The organism is Nocardia sp. AB354 (assembly GCF_049538315.1).
GTDB classification, from domain to species: Bacteria; Actinomycetota; Actinomycetes; order Mycobacteriales; family Mycobacteriaceae; genus Nocardia; species Nocardia nova.
Window position 1 is genome coordinate 340517 of sequence record NZ_JBMVFU010000004.1, and the last position, 16925, is coordinate 357441.

General features: G+C 68.7%; 11 protein-coding genes. 7 read left to right on the top strand and 4 right to left on the bottom strand.

Features of this window, described 5'->3' with window-relative positions:
• Nucleotides 1-2: 2 nt before the first annotated feature.
• Nucleotides 3-851, bottom strand: coding sequence for a helix-turn-helix domain-containing protein (locus ACPCUW_RS08395; RefSeq protein WP_063017384.1), 849 nt, complete (start codon nucleotides 849-851; stop codon nucleotides 3-5).
• 117 nt (nucleotides 852-968) lie between these two features.
• Here ACPCUW_RS08395 and ACPCUW_RS08400 point away from each other — a divergent pair, with 117 nt between their 5' ends.
• Nucleotides 969-1484 carry a hypothetical protein gene (locus tag ACPCUW_RS08400; protein WP_036507404.1) on the top strand — a complete coding sequence of 172 codons (516 nt, stop codon included), beginning with the start codon at nucleotides 969-971 and terminating at the stop codon, nucleotides 1482-1484.
• 9 nt (nucleotides 1485-1493) lie between these two features.
• Here ACPCUW_RS08400 and ACPCUW_RS08405 read toward each other — a convergent pair whose 3' ends face one another.
• Both ACPCUW_RS08405 and ACPCUW_RS08410 read right to left on the bottom strand, forming a co-directional pair.
• Nucleotides 1494-2165, bottom strand: a complete 672-nt coding sequence (locus ACPCUW_RS08405; protein ID WP_423424207.1) for a DUF4190 domain-containing protein — start codon at nucleotides 2163-2165, stop codon at nucleotides 1494-1496.
• Between the two features lie 51 nt (nucleotides 2166-2216).
• Nucleotides 2217-3017, bottom strand: coding sequence for a pirin family protein (locus tag ACPCUW_RS08410; RefSeq protein WP_423424208.1), 801 nt, complete (start codon nucleotides 3015-3017; stop codon nucleotides 2217-2219).
• A 95-nt stretch (nucleotides 3018-3112) separates the two neighbouring features.
• On the opposite strand from ACPCUW_RS08410, the gene ACPCUW_RS08415 reads away from it, so the two are divergent.
• From ACPCUW_RS08415 to ACPCUW_RS08425, 3 genes are all read left to right on the top strand, one after another.
• On the top strand, nucleotides 3113-4477 hold the full coding sequence (locus ACPCUW_RS08415) for a hypothetical protein (protein WP_423424209.1): 1365 nt from the start codon (nucleotides 3113-3115) through the stop codon (nucleotides 4475-4477).
• Nucleotides 4478-4664: 187 nt separating this feature from the next.
• The gene (locus ACPCUW_RS08420) at nucleotides 4665-6293 is read left to right on the top strand and encodes a DUF4185 domain-containing protein (RefSeq protein ID WP_423424263.1); all 1629 of its coding nucleotides are present in this window, start codon (nucleotides 4665-4667) and stop codon (nucleotides 6291-6293) included.
• A gap of 80 nt (nucleotides 6294-6373) precedes the next feature.
• Nucleotides 6374-7189, top strand: coding sequence for a hypothetical protein (locus tag ACPCUW_RS08425; RefSeq protein ID WP_423424210.1), 816 nt, complete (start codon nucleotides 6374-6376; stop codon nucleotides 7187-7189).
• 27 nt (nucleotides 7190-7216) lie between these two features.
• Here ACPCUW_RS08425 and ACPCUW_RS08430 read toward each other — a convergent pair whose 3' ends face one another.
• On the bottom strand, nucleotides 7217-8665 hold the full coding sequence (locus ACPCUW_RS08430) for a CCA tRNA nucleotidyltransferase (protein WP_063017413.1): 1449 nt from the start codon (nucleotides 8663-8665) through the stop codon (nucleotides 7217-7219).
• Nucleotides 8666-8861: 196 nt separating this feature from the next.
• Between ACPCUW_RS08430 and ACPCUW_RS08435 the strand changes: the two genes are divergently transcribed.
• From ACPCUW_RS08435 to murJ, 3 genes are all read left to right on the top strand, one after another.
• On the top strand, nucleotides 8862-9398 hold the full coding sequence (locus ACPCUW_RS08435; RefSeq protein ID WP_064923396.1) for an NUDIX hydrolase: 537 nt from the start codon (nucleotides 8862-8864) through the stop codon (nucleotides 9396-9398).
• Nucleotides 9395-11956 carry a DUF6049 family protein gene (locus ACPCUW_RS08440; protein WP_423424214.1) on the top strand — a complete coding sequence of 854 codons (2562 nt, stop codon included), beginning with the start codon at nucleotides 9395-9397 and terminating at the stop codon, nucleotides 11954-11956. Before ACPCUW_RS08435 ends, ACPCUW_RS08440 begins: the two co-directional genes overlap by 4 nt.
• A 967-nt stretch (nucleotides 11957-12923) precedes the next feature.
• Nucleotides 12924-16850, top strand: a complete 3927-nt coding sequence (gene murJ / locus ACPCUW_RS08445; protein WP_423424216.1) for a murein biosynthesis integral membrane protein MurJ — start codon at nucleotides 12924-12926, stop codon at nucleotides 16848-16850.
• Nucleotides 16851-16925 lie beyond the last annotated feature (75 nt).

Here is a 16925-nt window from a genome sequence, read left to right on the forward strand (position 1 = left end):
GTTTACACAGCTGCGTATTTCTCGATCAGCGCCAATGACTCTGTGCGAGTGAGGGATTGATCGAGCGCTCGCACGAATGCGAACGCCAGATCGTGCACCTGGTCGGGATGGTCGACCGGTCCGCCGAAGACGGCGCTCTCGGCCCAGCCGAAGGTAGGCAGGTGCTCGGAGGCGAAGTCCAGCAGATGAAAACTCGCCCCGCCGAGGATCGCGCCGTCGGGAGCCGCGAACGGGATGACCCGGATGTCCACGTTCGGCCTGGTGCGCAACAGCCCGGCCAGATACTCCAGCTGCGCGCACAGCACGGCCTGCCCGCCGACCTGCTGCAACAGCGTCGCCTCGCCGACCACTGCGGTGAGCGCGACCGGGTCGTGTCCGTGCAACCGCTTGCGGCGCCGCATCCGCATCGCGACCAGCTGTTCGATCTGCGCCGGGCGGATCATCACATCCGCGGCGATCAGCGCCCGCGCATACGCCTCGGTCTGCAGCAGGCCCGGAATCACGAGGCTGTCGTAACTGCGGATACGGTCTGCGCCGTATTCCATCCCGTAGTAGCGCTGTAGTTCCGGCCCGATCAGACCCGATCGCGTCCACCAGCCGCGCTCTCGCCCGGCGGACAGCAAGGCGAGCAGTTCCGCGCGTTCCTGTTCGCCGACCGCGAGCAGATCCAGCACCGGGCCGATGGTGTTGGCGGTCAGCACCCGGCGGCCCTTCTCGACATGCGACCAATTAGCCGGGGTGAAGCCGACCGCGCGGGCGAAGCCGGCGGAATCGAAGCCACGTTGTTCGCGAAGTTCGCGCAGGCGAAGGACCAATTCCCACCGAGCGACCACTGGCGAGGGAGGGGCCATGCGGGCAGATGCTACGCCGGCCGCCGCGACACGCCCGTGACTATTGTCATTTCAACTGTACGGCGATACGGTCTGCGTATCGGTGGCACTGCACTCGACGACGAGACGAGGTTCGCCATGAGCACGCGCGACCCGATGGCCGGCGCGATCGAACCGAATATCACCACCATCACCACCGCGCCGCGCGCTGTCACCCAGGAAGCGCTGGTCCGCTGTCGTCGCTACCGCAAAGAGAACGGGCTCTACGGGATCGTCGAACCGGTACGAGGTCGCATCCTGTTGGAAATAGGCCCGGTCGGCGCGATCACCGTGCCGGCCGCCCTCGGAGCCCCCATTCGCGAATACCTCACCGTGCGTGGACATCGCGGGCCGATCATCGGACATCCGCGATCGGCACGCTGGACGTTTCTCACCGGACACGTCGACGAATCGGCCACCGACGCCGCGATCGCTTCCGATATGTTCCATCGCTGCGCCGCACTGGTGGCCCCGGGCACCACCATCGTGCTGCCCTCACCCGCCGACGAACGCACCGGATACCGGGTGTGGATCGATTCGCCGCACAGCGACTACCGGCCGGAACTGGCCGAGGTGCTCACCGCAACCCGCCAGTGCCGGCCGGACCCGTACTGATCCGGCCGATCAGGAGGTCGGCCGCGGGCTCAGCGTCACGCTGTACTTGTTCTCCAGCGTCTGATTCCAATCACGTTGGCACTGATCGATCTTCGACTGATCGCCGTTGGCCTTGTTCACGCAGTCGAGGAAATCCTTGCCGCCGTTGTTGACGAAGAAGTTGACCCCGATCGCGGCGATCACGATTCCGGCGATGAGCCCGAGCAGGCCCAGGACCAGGCCGGCCATCGCCATACCACCCCCGGCCGCGGTTCCGCGCCGCGCCTTGACCGTCGCGATGATGCCGAAGATCAGGGCGACCAGGCCGAACAGGATTCCGCCCACCACTGTCCAGCAGGTCAGCAGGGCGATGATGCCGAGGACCAGCGCCGTGATGGCCAGCCCCTTGCCCTTGGGCTGCTCCCACGTGCCCTGTCCCGGCGGGCCGGGGTAGCCGCCGGCCGGCGGCGGGGGATATCCGCCCGGATACTGTCCCGGCTGCTGGCCGTACTGCCCCGGCTGCTGGCCGTACTGGCCGGGTTGTTGTGGGTACTGCCCCGGTTGCTGGGGATACTCGCCGGAGTGGCCGGGATACTCGCCGGAACGACCGGGGTACTCGCCCGAGCGTCCGGGTTGTTCGCCGCCCGACTGCGGATACGGTTCCGGCGGGGGAAAGTTCCCGGGCGGTGGATTCTCGGTCATCGCTGTCCTCTCCTCGGACGCACGGGCCCTCGACGGCCGCGTCTGCCGACTCTATTGGCCGCCGAGACGTGCGTGCATTTCCCACACCAGGACTTCCGCCGGAACTTCGGCGACGATGCGCTGCCCGCCACTGCGCGTCATCCGCACCGCGTCGCCCTCGTAGAGGGTTCCGACCCCCTCCATCTCCACCTCGCCGCGGGCGACGAAGACATGCAGGTAGGGCGCCTCGGGCAGGGTGATCGCCTGCCCCGCACCGGTTCCCGCCGCGCCGGGCATGCGCCCGACGTGCAGGGCGGAATGGCTGCTGCTGATCGCGATCGCGGTTCGATCGCGGTAGCGCGGCATCCCCGTGGCGACCGTGATCAGGCCGCCGCGGTCCAGTTCGTCGTTGATTTCCAGTTGCTGATATCCCGGAGTAATTCCCGGCTCGTCCGGTACTACCCACATCTGCACGAAATGAACCGGTTCGGAATGCGGCGACGTGCCGCCCTGTTCGGGGGGGAGTCGCCACGAATCATTCTTTTCCGAATGCAGAATTCCGGTTCCCGCACTCATTCGCTGCGCCAATCCGGGATAGATGACACCGGCATGTCCCAGCGAATCCTGATGCACCAGAGAACCGTTCAGAACCCAGGTGACAATTTCCATATCGCGATGCGGATGAGTTTCGAATCCCTCACCCGGCAACACGATGTCCTCGTTGTTCACCAGCAGCAGCCCGTGATGGGTGTTCTCCGGATCGTAATGCTCGCCGAACGAGAACGAATGCTTCGAATCCAGCCATGCCACACGGGTTTTCATGCGATCGCCGGCGCGATGAACATCGATGTGTGGTGTCGTGAGTGTGGACAACGGGGGTCCTCCTCTCGAGCTGCTGTCGAGGCCGCCGGGTAGATTCTACCGTGGCTGTGCACCGGCCCCGCACATTGATCCGGAGGTGAACCGAAATGCGACCCGACGCTGCGCGGCGGGCCGCCGTGGCCGCCGCCGTCCGCCGGCCCGGAATGCCGCGGCTGGCGCTGATCCGGTTCTCCGGACAGTTCGGCGACGGAATGTTTCAGGCCGCACTGTCGGGAGCGATTCTGTTCAATCCCGAACGTGCCACGGATCCGCTGGCGATCGCGGGCGGGTTCGCGGTGCTGCTGCTGCCGTATTCGGTGATCGGGCCGTATGCCGGAGCGATGCTGGACCGCTGGGACCGCCGGATGGTGCTGTTGGTCGCCAATGCGCTGCGCGCGGTGCTGATCGTGGTGACCGCCGTCGGACTGTGGGCCGGAATCCGGGATACGCCGCTGTTGCTGCTGGCGCTGGCGGTGGTCGGGATCAGCCGCTTCGTCCTGGCCGGCATCTCGGCGTCGCTGCCCCGGGTGCTGGAACAGCGCTGGCTGGTGCCGATGAATTCGGTCCTGGCGACGGTGGCATCGGGATGCGCCGGTGCGGGAGCCGCGGTCGCGGTGGCGATCATCGGCGCGATAGGAGCGGGCGATGTCGCGAGCGCGGTGGCGGTGGCGGCCAGTGCCTGCGGGTCGGTGATCTCGGCCGTGGCGGCGATCGGTTTCGCGCGACACCGACTCGGACCCGAACATCGCATAGAAACACCCGGGCGCAGTGCGGCCGCCGAATCCGTGCGGGCCGTGCTGACCGGTCTGCGCACCGGTGCCCGGGCGGTCGCCGAATCACGGGATTGCACCACCGCGATGATCGGCGTCGGCACCCACCGCATCGTCTTCGGTGCGAACACCCTGCTCATGGTGCTGGTTTTGCGTCGTCCCAACGAATCCGGGATCTCGGCCGGTTCGGGACTGGTCGGCTTCGGGGTCGCGATCACCGCGGTCGCCGCGGGCATGCTGGCCGCCGCGGTACTGACGCCGCTGCTGATTCCGCGGCTCGGGCGCCCGCGCACGGTGGTCGCCGGTCTGTCGGCGGCGCTGCTGGTGCAGGCGACACTGGTCCCGCCGATCACCGTCGCCACCGGTGCGGCCGAACACCGTGCCCATCAACTGTTGCTGGTGGGCGCGTTCCTGCTCGGCCTGGCCGGGCAGATGGTGAAACTGACCGGCGACGCCACCCTGCAGATCGATGTCGACGACGCCCGGCGCGGACAGGTATTCGCCCTGCAGGACACGATTTTCAACATCACGTTCGTGGTCGCCGTCGCGGTGACGGCCCTGATCATTCCCGCCGACGGCCGTTCTCTCGGCGTGGTGGCGGCCGGCGCCGGACTGTATGCGCTGGGTATCGCGGCGATCGCGGTCAACAGTCGCCGGCCTGCGCCACGCGGTTCCGGACGTTCGCAGACGCATCCCGAGTGATCGGTTAGATTGTTAGCCGCTGTGCTCGGTCCCAGCTGATGCGGTGACTGACAGTGCATGTCACCAGCGGTGCGAGTGGTAGTCGAGGAGTGCGGTGTTCGGGAACAACGCGACGGGGAGAGCGGCTGCCGGTAGACCGGCGGCGGCGCGCGGCTCCACCCGCAACGGAAAGCGCTGCGCCTCGGCGATTTTCACGCCCGCGGTCACCGGACTGCTGTTGTTCGGCACGGTCGCCCCCGTCCCGGCCTCGGCCGAACTCGCGCCGTGGGCGCCACCGCCGAAGAATGCCTGCGGCGAAACGGGATTCGATCCGCTGGCCCGCCAGCCCGATCCGAATGCGCCCGCGCCGCCGATCCTTCCGCCGCGAATCGACATTCCGGTGCCGGTGCCCGAGATCGTGCCCGTGCCGGTGCCGGGCCCGCGACCGGACAACACCCGCATCGTGCCGCAGCCTCTGCCCGCGGACCCGTGCCGCAACCCGTGCCCGGATATTCGCGATACGCCGAAACCACCGCCGGCCGAGGACCCTTCCGCGCCGGGCGAGCCCGCACCCGACTCCGGTTCGGCATCCGGCTCGAACGGTGGCTCGAACGGTGGCTCGAACAACGGCTCGGGCACCGGTTCCGGGTCCGGCTCCGGCACGGGCTCGGGGTCGAATTCCGGTCCGTTCAATCTGCCGAACATCAATATCAATCCGGAACCCGAACCGATCCCGATCCCGATTCCCGGGGGCGAGCCGCCCGCACCGGAGACCCCGCCGCGTCCGGTGCACCCGTCGATCGACCCGGGCGCGGTCGTCGAAGCACCCGCACCGCGCACGGTCGAGAACGTGAAGCTGGTCAATCAGGTGACCGGCCACGGCTCGGTCAACCGCACCGATATGCGCTGGCAGGTCGACGGGACCGACCTCGGCATCATGTGGGAGACCAAGCCCGGCCAGGTCGCGGTGGTGTTCGGCGACACCTTCGGCAAGGGCTGGGAGTACGGCCAGGTCGGCGGACCGGACTGGCGGTCGAACGTGCTCGGCTTCAGCTCCGAACGGGACCTGTCCAAGGGCCTGATCATCGACGACATGGTGCAGGACAGCCGCTGCCACGCCGCCGAACTGCTGAACAGCCGCAAGATCAAGAACTTCGAGACCACCGTGATCCCGACCTCCGGATTCGCGCTCGGCGACCGGCAGTACATGAGCTACATGTCGGTCAATCACTGGAGCAAGATTCCGGGGATGTGGTGGACCAACAACGGTGGTCTGGCCTATTCCGACGACGGCGGCAGCACCTGGGTCAAGGATCAGTACACCAAGTGGGACAACATGTTCGGCATCGATCGCTTCCAGGTCACGACGATGGTGCCGCACGGCGACTACGTCTACATGTTCGGCACGCCCAACGGCCGCATCGGCATGATCGGCCTGGCTCGGGTGCCGAAGCAAGAGGTACTGAACAAGTCCGCGTATCAGTACTGGGTCGACGGGACCTGGGCGCCGGCGCAGGAGAACCGCGCGACGCCGCTCATACCCGGCATCGCGGGCGAACTGTCGGTGCGCTACGACGAGTCGAGCAAACAGTGGCAGATGGTGTACCTGGACCCGGCTCGGCATGCGATCGTGCTGCGCACCGCGACCGAACCGCAGGGGACCTGGACCGACGGCACGCTGCTGGCCGATACGAACGACTACCCGAAGGCCTACGGCGGATTCATCCACCCCTGGTCGACGGGTAAGGACCTCTACTTCACGATGTCGGCCTGGGACAGCTACAACGTCTACCTGATGCACGCGACGCTGAACGACCCGGAACCCGCCGATCCGTAGGTCCGCGCCGCCGCCCGATCGGGAAATGTCATCCACAGCCCCTGGCGTATTCACCGGCGGCCAGTACTCTCGAATCAATCATGGCCACCTATTTCGATCCCAAATCCTGGTCGCCGTCGCGTGCAGTAGACCTCGGCCGGCGGCTGTTCGACCCGGAGTTGCTGGATCAGTGGACGGCTTTCACCACCGCCTGGCTCGACCCGGTGGCGGATCTCGGCGCGGGTACCGTCACCGCACTCATGCCGGATGTGCTGATGACGCTGCTCAGCGAGGGGATTCTGAGTCGCTTCGGCGGCCGGGAGGTCACCGCGACCCTGCTCGGACACGATCTGACCGCGATTCTGCAAACCCTCAAGGTGCGCCGCCGCGGCGCCCACTTCCAGACCAAAACGGTGCTGACCGAGCTGCGCTGGAACGGGCATCCGATCGAGGAGATGACGGTGATCGCGCACGGGGTGCGGCTGATCCCGGGCGTCCCGACGAAGGTGCGCACCGCGGGACTCGACGTCACCGGCACCGTGACGACCGTGGCCCTGGTCGAGTGGCTCAACGAGAAGCGGCTGGACTGGCGGTTCGAGGTGCATCCGAGCGGACTGATCAGCGCGCGTCATCGCACCCGGAAATTCCAGGCGCTGGTCGACGCCGCGATCAGTGACAACCTCGTCACGATCGCGGTCCATCAGGCCGCCTGGTCGGGCGTCCGGGTGCCGCGGCGCTGGGTGACGGTGGCGCCGGTCACCCTCTCGGACCTGCCCAACGACGTCCGCATCGTGCGGGCCGACCGGCAGGGCGACCGGGTGCATTTCCGGCTCGAACTGCCGCAGATCACCGGCTCGTTCGACCTCGGGCAGATGCGGGCGGCGATCGTCGCCGGCACGACGCTGATCGTGTTCTGAGGCGTTTCGGTCCGCCGATTCCGGACGCTATTGTCCGCCGGCGTTCCACCATTCGAGCAGCGCGGCCTCGGCCTCGTCGCGAGTGAGCGGGCCGCGATCCAGCCGCAGTTCCTTCAGATAGCGCCAGGCACGGCCGACCTGCGGCCCCGGCTCCAGGCCGAGCAGTTCCATGATCGCGTTGCCGTCCAGATCCGGGCGCACCCGCTGCAGATCCTCCTCCTGCTGCAGGCGCTCGATCCGGGCTTCCAGGTCGTCGTAGGTCGAGCGCAGCAGTGCGGCGCGGCGCTTGTTGCGGGTGGTGCAATCGGCGCGCACCAATTTGTGCAGCCGCGGCAGCAGGTCGTCGGCATCGGTGACGTAGCGGCGCACCGCCGAGTCGGTCCACTGGCCCTTGCCGTAGCCGTGGAACCGCAGGTGCAGATACACCAGCCGCGCCACGTCCTCGGTGAACTGCTTCGGATATTTCAAGGCGCGCATGCGCTTTCGCACCATCTTCGCGCCGACGACCTCGTGGTGATGGAAGCTGACGCCGCCACCGGGCTCGTTGCGCTTGGTCGGCGGTTTACCTATGTCATGCAGCAGCGCGGCCCAGCGCAGCACCAGATCCGGATCGCCCTGCTCCTGGTCTATGGCCTGGCGCAGCACGGTCAGCGAATGCTGGTAGACGTCCTTGTGCTGATGGTGTTCGTCGATCTCCAGTTTCATCGCCGGGACCTCGGGCAGCACGCGTTCGGCCAGCCCGGTCTCGCACATGATGTCGATGCCGTCGGTCGGATGTTCACCCGCGATCAGCTTGTCCAGTTCGGTACGGACCCGCTCGGCGGTGATGCGGCGGATCTCGTCGGCCATCAGCGCGATCGCCACTCGCACCCGCGGCGCCACCTCGAAGCCGAGCTGGGAGACGAAGCGGGCGGCGCGCAGCATGCGCAGCGGATCGTCGTTGAACGAATCCTCCGGCGCCGCAGGCGTATCCAGCACTCCGGCCAGCAGCGCGTCCATGCCGTCGAGCGGATCGACGAATTCCAGCTCACCGGCCCCGCCGATGCGCACGGCCATGGCGTTGACCGTGAAGTCGCGGCGAACCAGATCGCCCTCGAGGTTGTCGCCGAAGGTCACCTCCGGGTTGCGGGACACGCGGTCGTAGCTGTCGCTGCGGAAGGTGGTGATCTCCAGCTGCCAGCCCGATTTCGACGCGCTCACCGTGCCGAACGCCAAACCGCCGGTGTCCCACAGGTTGTCGGCCCAGCCACGCACGATCTCCTGCACGACCTCGGGCCGCGCGTCGGTGGTGAAGTCCAGATCGGTGCCGAGCCGGCCCAGCACCGCATCGCGCACGCTACCGCCGACCAGGTACAGCTCGTGCCCGCGCGCGGCGAACAGGCCGCCCAGCGGAATCAGCACATCCGAGAGCCGGCCCAGGGTGATCGCCGCCGCGGCAAGCAATCGCGTCCGGCGATCATGGTCGGGGTCGGACACGGCCCTTCCTTTCACTTGTGTGCCGTCCTCCACTTCTGCGTCAACGGACTTCGGCGAAACCACGCCAAACGCAGCTTAGTTGGTACGCACCCGCCGGTACCCGCCCGGACCGGCCGGACGACACCACCGCGGCGCGGCATGACACTCGGCATCGAACACGTTCAGTGCATCGATCCGGCGCGGCTAGACTGACCCGGTGTCTCCGGCCGATCGCGCGAACAGTCGACGCCGCCAGCCCCGGCGCCGCGGTTCGGCCGGTAATGCGGCGAAACCTCGCATGCGCACCGTCCGGGAAACCTCCGCGGGCGGATTGGTCGTCGACGGACTCGACGGCCCCGCCGAACAGCGCTGCGCCGCGCTCATCGGGCGCACCGACCGCCGCGGCCGGCTGCTGTGGTCGCTGCCGAAGGGCCACATCGAGGAGGGGGAGACGGCCGAACAGACCGCCGTCCGGGAGGTCGCCGAGGAAACCGGTATCAACGGCCGGGTGGTCGCGGAGCTGGGAAGCATCGACTACTGGTTCGTCACCGAAGGCCGTCGGGTACACAAGACCGTGCACCATTACTTGATGCGGTCGTTGGGGGGTGAGCTCTCCGATGCCGACGTCGAGGTCACCAAGGTGGCCTGGGTGCCGTTGAGCGAACTCGATTCCCGGCTCGCCTACGCCGACGAGCGGCGTCTGGCCGAGGTCGCGAATCGGCTGATAGATCGGATGGAGAGCGGCAGACAATGACGCGTGCGAGTCGCAGTGGGCACCGCTGGGTGCTACTGCTCGTCTCGCTGGCGCTCGCCGTATTGAGCGTGCCGTCGGCCGGGTCGAGCCATGCGCAGCCCTCCGGGTCGGGAGGTTCGACCGCCGCGCCGAAATTCCTCAAGCTCACGCTCGATTCGGTGTCGCCGAGCACGATCACCACCACCAGCGATTCCGTCCTCGCGCTGACCGGCACGGTGACCAACATCGGCGATCGCGTGGTGGACGACGTCAGCGTGCGGGTGCAGCGCGGGGCGGCCATCGCCGAACCCAGCGAATTGCGGTCCACGCTGCGTCAGGATCAATCGAATTTTCCGGTCAGCGCACAATTCCAGGACGTCGCCGATCAGCTGGGGCCCGGGCAGCGCAAACAGTTCACCCTGCGGATCGGGGTGCGCGAGGGCATGTCCAACGCGGCCGCCAATCCGCCGGTCACCGACTCGCTCGGCATCACCGAACCAGGCGTGTATCCGCTGCTGCTGAATGTGAACGGCGAACCGGCCTACGGCAATCAGGCACATCTCGACGATGCGCGGTTCCTGCTGCCGGTGCTCGGCCTGCCCGCCCTGCCGAACGGCTCCGATGCCGCCGCGGAGGGCGCACAGCCGGTTCCGGCCGCACCGCAGCCGCCGGTGGCCACCACCATGCTGTGGCCCCTGGCCGACCGGCCCCGCATGGTCGCGGGCATTCCCGGGTCGGTGGACGGCAAGGCGCTGCTCACCGACGACGAACTGGCCGGCGAACTCGCCGCGGGTGGCCGCTTGGATCAGCTGCTCTCGGCGCTGGAGTCGGCGCTGCGGCCCGACCCCTCGCACGATTCCGGCCGCTCGGGCGCCGGGCTGGCCGGATCGCTGTGCCTGGCCGTGGACCCGGATCTGCTGCTCACCGTGTCGAGGATGACCGAGGGATACCGGGTGCTGGCCTCGCCGTCGGATCCGGACGGGCCGACGCGCGACGGAACCGGACCGCAGGCCGCGCGGACCTGGCTCGACCGGCTACGTGCGCTGGCGCCGACGATGTGCACGGTGGCGCTGCCGTTCGCGCAGGTCGACCCGACCGCGTTGGCCGGCGTACACGATGCCGATCTGGTCGCCCGCGCGATCACCGCACCCGCGGATATCGTCGATTCGCTGCTGTCGGTCAAATCCGTGCGCGGTGTGAGCCTGCCCGCCTCCGGAGCCATCGGAGCCGATGCCGCGGCCATGCTGACCGAGCGCGGTTTCACGACCGCCGTTCTCTCGGGAAATGCCGTGGCCGAGAGCGGTTCCGTCAGCGCCGCAACGGGTTCCGGGCGCGGCGAGGCGACGGTGCGCAGTACCGCCTCCGTCGCCGCGGATATCGCACCGGTGGTGCCGGAGATGGTTCGCCTGCCGGCCGCCGCGCCGGCCAAACCCGAACTCACGCCGCCGGCGCCCGATTCCGGGTTGAAGGTCGCCACCTTCGACATGTGGTCGGCGACCGCGCTGGCCGCGGTCGGATCGAATCCGCCGACTCCGGCGTTCACTCCCGACCGGGTGCGTTACGCGGTCACCAACGACTCCCGCACCGCTCGACTGCAGGACGCACTGGGCGCGCTGACCTGGCCGGTGCTGAATACGACCGAGACCCGCCCCCGGGCGACCCTGCTGATGCCGCCGCAACAGTGGGGCGCCGACCGCGACGAGGCGGGAGCGTTGCTCTCGCATCTGGAGCTGATGTTCCGCAGCGGTTTGGCCACACCGCGTTCGTTCGCCGATCTGCTGGCCCAGCCGGTCGATCCGCGCCCGTACGACCTGGACTACTCCGGTGATGCGGTGGCGCAGGCGGTGCCGGACCAATTCGTCGCGCCGGTCGGGCAGCAGGAACATCGGATCGACGATCTGATGAGCGCCCTGGTGGAGATCCCTCAGCAGGAGCCGACGCCGCGGACGTTCCTCACGCCGCTGCGCGACGATCTGATCCGGGTGCTGACGCTCTCGGATCGCACCGGCACCGATTCGCAAGCCGATACCGTCGCGCAACGACGACTCGAACAGACCACCCGGACCATGGACGGTTTGTTCTCCTCGGTGAGTGTGCTGCCGCCGGGCGGGGTCTACACGCTGGCCTCGGAGCAGAGCCCGTTGCTGCTGGTCGCACGCAACGATCTGCCGGTCGCGATCCGGATCCGGTTCAAGATCGGGGCGCCCGCCGAGACGAATATCACCGATATCGGTGAGCAGCAGCTTCCGGCGGAGGGTACTCGGTCGTTCCAGATCCCGACCAAGGTGAGCGACAGCCGTAACCTGGTGATTCCGATATCCCTTACCACACCGGCCGGAGTGCCTCTCGGCAACGCCACCTCGGTTTCGGTACGTTCGAACGCTTACGGTCAAGCGTTGGCGATAATTACCGCATGTGCCGGTGCACTGCTGTTCCTGCTCGCCGGTCGCCGCTTGTGGCGCCGCTTCCGGGGACAGCCGGATCCGGCCGACAAGGGTTTGGACCCCGGAAAACGACGCAGGCTGAACCGATACCTGCGCGCCCGCAAACGAGTACTGCAGGAAGAGGAGGCACAGTGAGCAACAATCGCGCAGCGGCTTACTGTGCCGACCGGGTACGGGTGTCCCGCAGGTCACGAGGCACAGTGAGCGACCATCGCGCAGCGGCTCGTCGTGCCGACCGGGTGGTTCACGGGCCGGCCCGAATGCCGAGCAGACCGGAGGTCCGGTGACCGAGTACGACGGCCCCGTCGTGCCCGATCAGGCCGACGACGAGCAGTTTCCGCGACGCGCACCCGCCGCGCCGTGGGAGCGTGGACCGCGTCGGCTGAGTCCCGATCCCTCGATGCCGCCCTCGGGCGCCAACGGTGTCGTGCCCAACGGCGCGCCGCCGCATCGCTTGCCGAACGAGGCCCGCCCCGATCCGGCCGATCCGCGGCGACCGCTCAGCGGCCCGATTCCACAGGTACCCCCGGCCGGCCGGATACCCGGCCCGAACGGGGCCCGGCCCACACCGCCGCCGCGCCGGCAAACGCCGCCCAGCGCACCCATGCGCCCGATACCAGGTGCCGTCCCGCGCCAGGTTCCGCCGGGAGCAGCGCCCCGTCCGGGACCGCCGAACCCGCCCGACGGGTCCCGATATCCGGGACCGCAGAATCCGCCGCGCCGGCAGAGCCCGCCGAGCGCGCCCATCCGCCAGACGCCGCCGAATGCGCCGCGCCCGCCGCTACCCCCCAACGCCCCGCCGAGCGAGCCGTTCCGTCAAGTGCCCCCGACGGATCATCGCGGTGCTCGCCCGCAGCAGGACACCCCGCCGCCGGGACGGCCCCGTCCACCGCAGCGCGGCCCGCGCCCGCCGGTCGATCCCTCCGACCACGAATCCCGGTACCGGGACCCCGAGTACCGGGACCCCGAGTACCGCGAGTCTCAGAATCGGGAGACCCCGCGCCGGGACGTGCCTCGTGCGGATCCGCGACGGTCCTATCCGCCGGGCCCGCCGAGCGGTCCGGTCGACCGAGTCCCTCGCCCGCCCCGCGCGGAGCGGGCGATGCCGCGCCAGATCCCGCCCTCCGAGGCGGCCGAGCCGCGGCGCCGGCCGGCAGCGGAGCGTCCGGCTGCGGCGCGCCCCGATACGCCACGGCCGACACGCGCGCGCGGTGATTCGGCAGGTCCTCGCACCGCCCAGCAGGCCGTGATCGAGCAGGAACCGGAAGAGTCGTCGACCTCGCGATTGGTCCGCGATTCCGGGTCCATCGCAGTCGCCACGTTGGTCAGCCGTATCACCGGCTTCGTCAAGCAGCTGCTGCTCGTCACCGTGCTCGGCCCGGCCATCGCCAGTGCGTTCACGGTCTCCAGCACGATCCCGACCATGATTTCCGAGCTACTGCTCGGCGCGGTGCTCACCGCCATCGTGGTGCCGACCCTGGTCCGCGCGGAGAAAGAGGACGCCGACCGCGGCGCCGCCTTCGTCCGCCGCTTGGTCACCGCGGCATTCACGGTGCTGGCCATCGGAACCGTCCTCGCCGTCGCCGCGGCGCCGGTGATGACCACCCACATCTTCCTGTCCCACGACGGCAAGGTGAATACCGCGCTGACCACGGCGCTCGCCTTCCTACTGCTGCCGGCCATCCTCTTCTACGGGATGTCGGGCCTGCTCATGGCGATCCTGAACACACATCAGGTGTTCAAACCCGGCGCCTGGGCGCCGGTGCTGAACAACGTGGTCGTGCTGGCGATTCTGACCCTGTACGCGGTGACGCCGGGTGAGATCAGCCTCGATCCGGTCCGAATGAGCGATCCGAAGCTGCTGGTCCTCGGCGTCGGTGTGACCGTCGGTGTCATCGTTCAGATGGTGAGCCTGCTGCCGGCCATCCGGCGGCTGGGGATCGATCTGCGCCCGCTGTGGGGGGTGGACGCCCGGCTCAAGCAGTTCGCCGGAATGGGCGCGGCCATCATCCTGTACGTGTTCATCAGCCAGATCGGCTGGACCATCGCCACCCGGGTCTCCTCGCACGCCGATGTCGCGGGCCCGACCATCTATCAGAACGCCTGGCTGCTGCTTCAGCTGCCGTACGGCGTGCTCGGCGTGACCCTGCTGACCGCGATCATGCCGCGGCTGAGCCGCAATGCCGCCGCCGACGACAATCCGGCGGTCGTCGACGACCTCGGCGTCGCCACCCGTCTGACCATGATTTCGCTGGTCCCGGTGGTCACCTTTCTCACCATCGCGGGTCCGCAGATCGGCCAGGCGCTGTACGGATACGGCCATTTCGGTAGTTCGGATGCGGGTCGTCTGGGCGAAGCGGTCTCCTGGTCGGCGTTCACGCTGATTCCGTACGCGCTGGTGCTGATTCATCTGCGGGTGTTCTACGCGCGGGAACAGGCCTGGACGCCCACTTGGATCATCCTCGGCATCACCGGCGTCAAGATCGTGTTGTCGCTGCTCACGCCGGTGTTCTTCAGTGACGATCACGTGGTCATCGCCCTGGGCGTGGCCAACGGCCTGGGCTTCGTGACCGGCGCGGTGATCGGCGGCTGGCTGTTGCACCGCAGTCTCGGCGACCTGCGCATGGCCAACGTCGGCCGCACCGTCACCCGGGTCGTGCTGGCCTCGGTGGCCGGCGCGGCGGTGACGCTGATCATGGATCAGGTGCTGGGCCTTTCACGACTCGACGGCGGCCTCGCCTCGGTCCTCCGGGTCGGCCTGGACGCGATCGTCATGTTCGGCGTCGCATTCGGCCTGATGCGCCTCGCCGGAGTGCCGGAGATCGTCGCGCTCACGGTCGCGGTGTCGCGCCGCCTGGGCTTCACGCCGCCGGCGCCCGACCTCGGCTTGGACGACACCGCGGCCGATATGCACGACACGATGGTGCTGCCGCGCCCGGATCTCGCAGCTCCGTACTACTACCGCTACGACCCGTATACCGACGCCCAGACGATGGTGTTGCCGGTAATCCGTCCTGGTGCGGTTGACCGCACCGGTCAGGGCGAGTTCCCGTACCCTGTTCGGCAGAGAAACGCAAATGCCGGTGCTGCACCGGCGCCACAAACTTCGACATATCAGGGCGAAGGAGGAGCGAGGGTGAGCGACGACGCGGCGGAGGGCCAGCCTTCCGCCGAGGCTGCCGACGCGGCAGGCGCAGTGCGCACCGACGACGTCCCACCCGGGAGTGTTCCGCCGGCCGACCGCACTCGGGACTCCGCATCCGACCATACGGAAGCGTCGAACGCCGCTGCGGCGCCCGACGCCGAGGCCGGTGTGCACGGGGATGCCCCCGACGCGCCGAACGCCGCGGACGCGGTGGGCGGCAACGGCGCGGAAGCAGTGCCGCCCGCGGCGGTGCCGCCGCGGGATCCGGCCTACGACACCGGCATGCTGCCGGTCGGTTCGCCGGAGATGCCCCCGATGCGGGTGGAACCACCGGCCCGGCGGGTGCCGCGCGGTCCCAAACTGATTCCGGGCGCCTCCGTGGCGGGTGGCCGCTATCGGCTGCTCGCCGACCACGGCGGCGCGCGCGGATTGCGGTTCTGGCAGGCCTTGGATGTGAAACTGGACCGCGAGGTCGCGCTCACCTTCGTCGATGCCGATCAGAAGGCCGCCGACAATCCCGGCCACGACGGCCCGCAGGCCATCCTCTCGCGCACGTTGCGCCTGGGCCGGATCAACTCGTCCGGCCTGGCCCGCGTGCTCGACGTGGTGCGCGGAAGTTCCGGCGGCATCGTGGTCGCGGAGTGGACTCCCGGCCGTTCGCTGCGGGAGATGGCCGAGACCCAGCCCTCGCCGATCGGCGCGGCGCGGGCCATCCGCGCCCTGGCCGCGGCGGCCGAACTGGCCCATCGGGGCGGCGGATCGCTCTCGATCGACCATCCGGACCGGGTACGCATCAGCGCGTCCGGCGATGCGGTGCTGGCCTTCCCGGGCACCTTGGCCGATTCCGACGCGCAATCGGATGTGCGCGGCCTCGGCGCGATGCTCTACGCGTTGATCACCGCCCGCTGGCCGATCCGCACCGGCGGTGTCACCGGTTCGGCGGCGACCGTCGGCGGGCTGAAGCTGGCCGATTTCGGAAGCGACGGCTCTCCGGTGGAACCGCGCCAGATTCGCCCCGAAGTGCCGTTCGAGATCTCCGCGGTGGCCGTCCGTTCGCTCGAGGCCGATAAGGGCGTGCGTACGGCGGCGACCGTACAACACGTGCTCGAGCAGGCCTCGGTCGTCGACCAGAAGACCGACTTCATCCCGGTCCTGCGCCTGGGCCAGCGCGCGGTCGCGAATCCGGACGAAAGCCTCGCCGATCCGGAACTGCTCGCCGCCGAGCGCGAGCGGTCGCAGCGCATGCTGTGGATCCTGGTCGCTCTGGGTGTGCTCGCGGCGCTGGTCGTCGGCGTGATCATCTGGTGGCTGCTGAGTATCTTCGCGCCGGGTTCGGCCGACGAACCGCTCAACGAACAGCGCAAACTGGGCCTGACCACGGCCAGCGTCGCACCGACGACGCCGGCCGCGCAGTCGGCGGGACCCGCGCCGACCACGGCCGCCGGACTTCCGCTGCAGGCGACGGGCGTCTCGGTGTACTCCCCGGAGGGGACCCCGGACAGTCCCGGCAACGTGTCGGCCCTGCTGGACGGCAATCCGACCACCACCTGGCACACCGATCAGTACTTCCAGCAGTTCCCGGCCTTGAAGAAGGGGATCGGGGTGCTCGCGACGCTGCCCGGGCCCAGCAAGGTGAGCAAGGTCGTCATCGATTCCGCGTCGCCGGGCACGGTGGTCGAGGTGCGTACCTCGCCCACCGCGGTTCCCACCCTGGATCAGACCCAGCTCGTCGGCCAGGCCACCCTGGCCGACGGCACCACCACGATCCCGGTGCAGTCCGACCAGCCGGCCCGCTACATCCTGATCTGGATCACCCAGCTGGCCAACAACGGCGGCCAGTTCCAGTCGTCGATCGGCGACATTCACTTCGAGGCAGCTTCCTGATTGCTGCCGTCGCGGCCGGCGGTTGTTCCGGCCCGTGATAACACCTCGCTCTGGTTGCTACCGATTCGTAATAAA

Bases quoted from the DNA above. Each gene is read 5' to 3' on its own strand.
- ACPCUW_RS08405 (WP_423424207.1), bottom strand. From the start codon at position 2,165: ATGACCGAGAATCCACCGCCCGGGAACTTTCCCCCGCCGGAACCGTAT.
- ACPCUW_RS08400 (WP_036507404.1), top strand. From the start codon at position 969: ATGAGCACGCGCGACCCGATGGCCGGCGCGATCGAACCGAATATCACC.
- murJ (WP_423424216.1), top strand. From the start codon at position 12,924: ATGCCGCGCCAGATCCCGCCCTCCGAGGCGGCCGAGCCGCGGCGCCGG.
- ACPCUW_RS08440 (WP_423424214.1), top strand. From the start codon at position 9,395: ATGACGCGTGCGAGTCGCAGTGGGCACCGCTGGGTGCTACTGCTCGTC.
- ACPCUW_RS08415 (WP_423424209.1), top strand. From the start codon at position 3,113: ATGCGACCCGACGCTGCGCGGCGGGCCGCCGTGGCCGCCGCCGTCCGC.
- ACPCUW_RS08425 (WP_423424210.1), top strand. From the start codon at position 6,374: ATGGCCACCTATTTCGATCCCAAATCCTGGTCGCCGTCGCGTGCAGTA.
- ACPCUW_RS08395 (WP_063017384.1), bottom strand. From the start codon at position 851: ATGGCCCCTCCCTCGCCAGTGGTCGCTCGGTGGGAATTGGTCCTTCGC.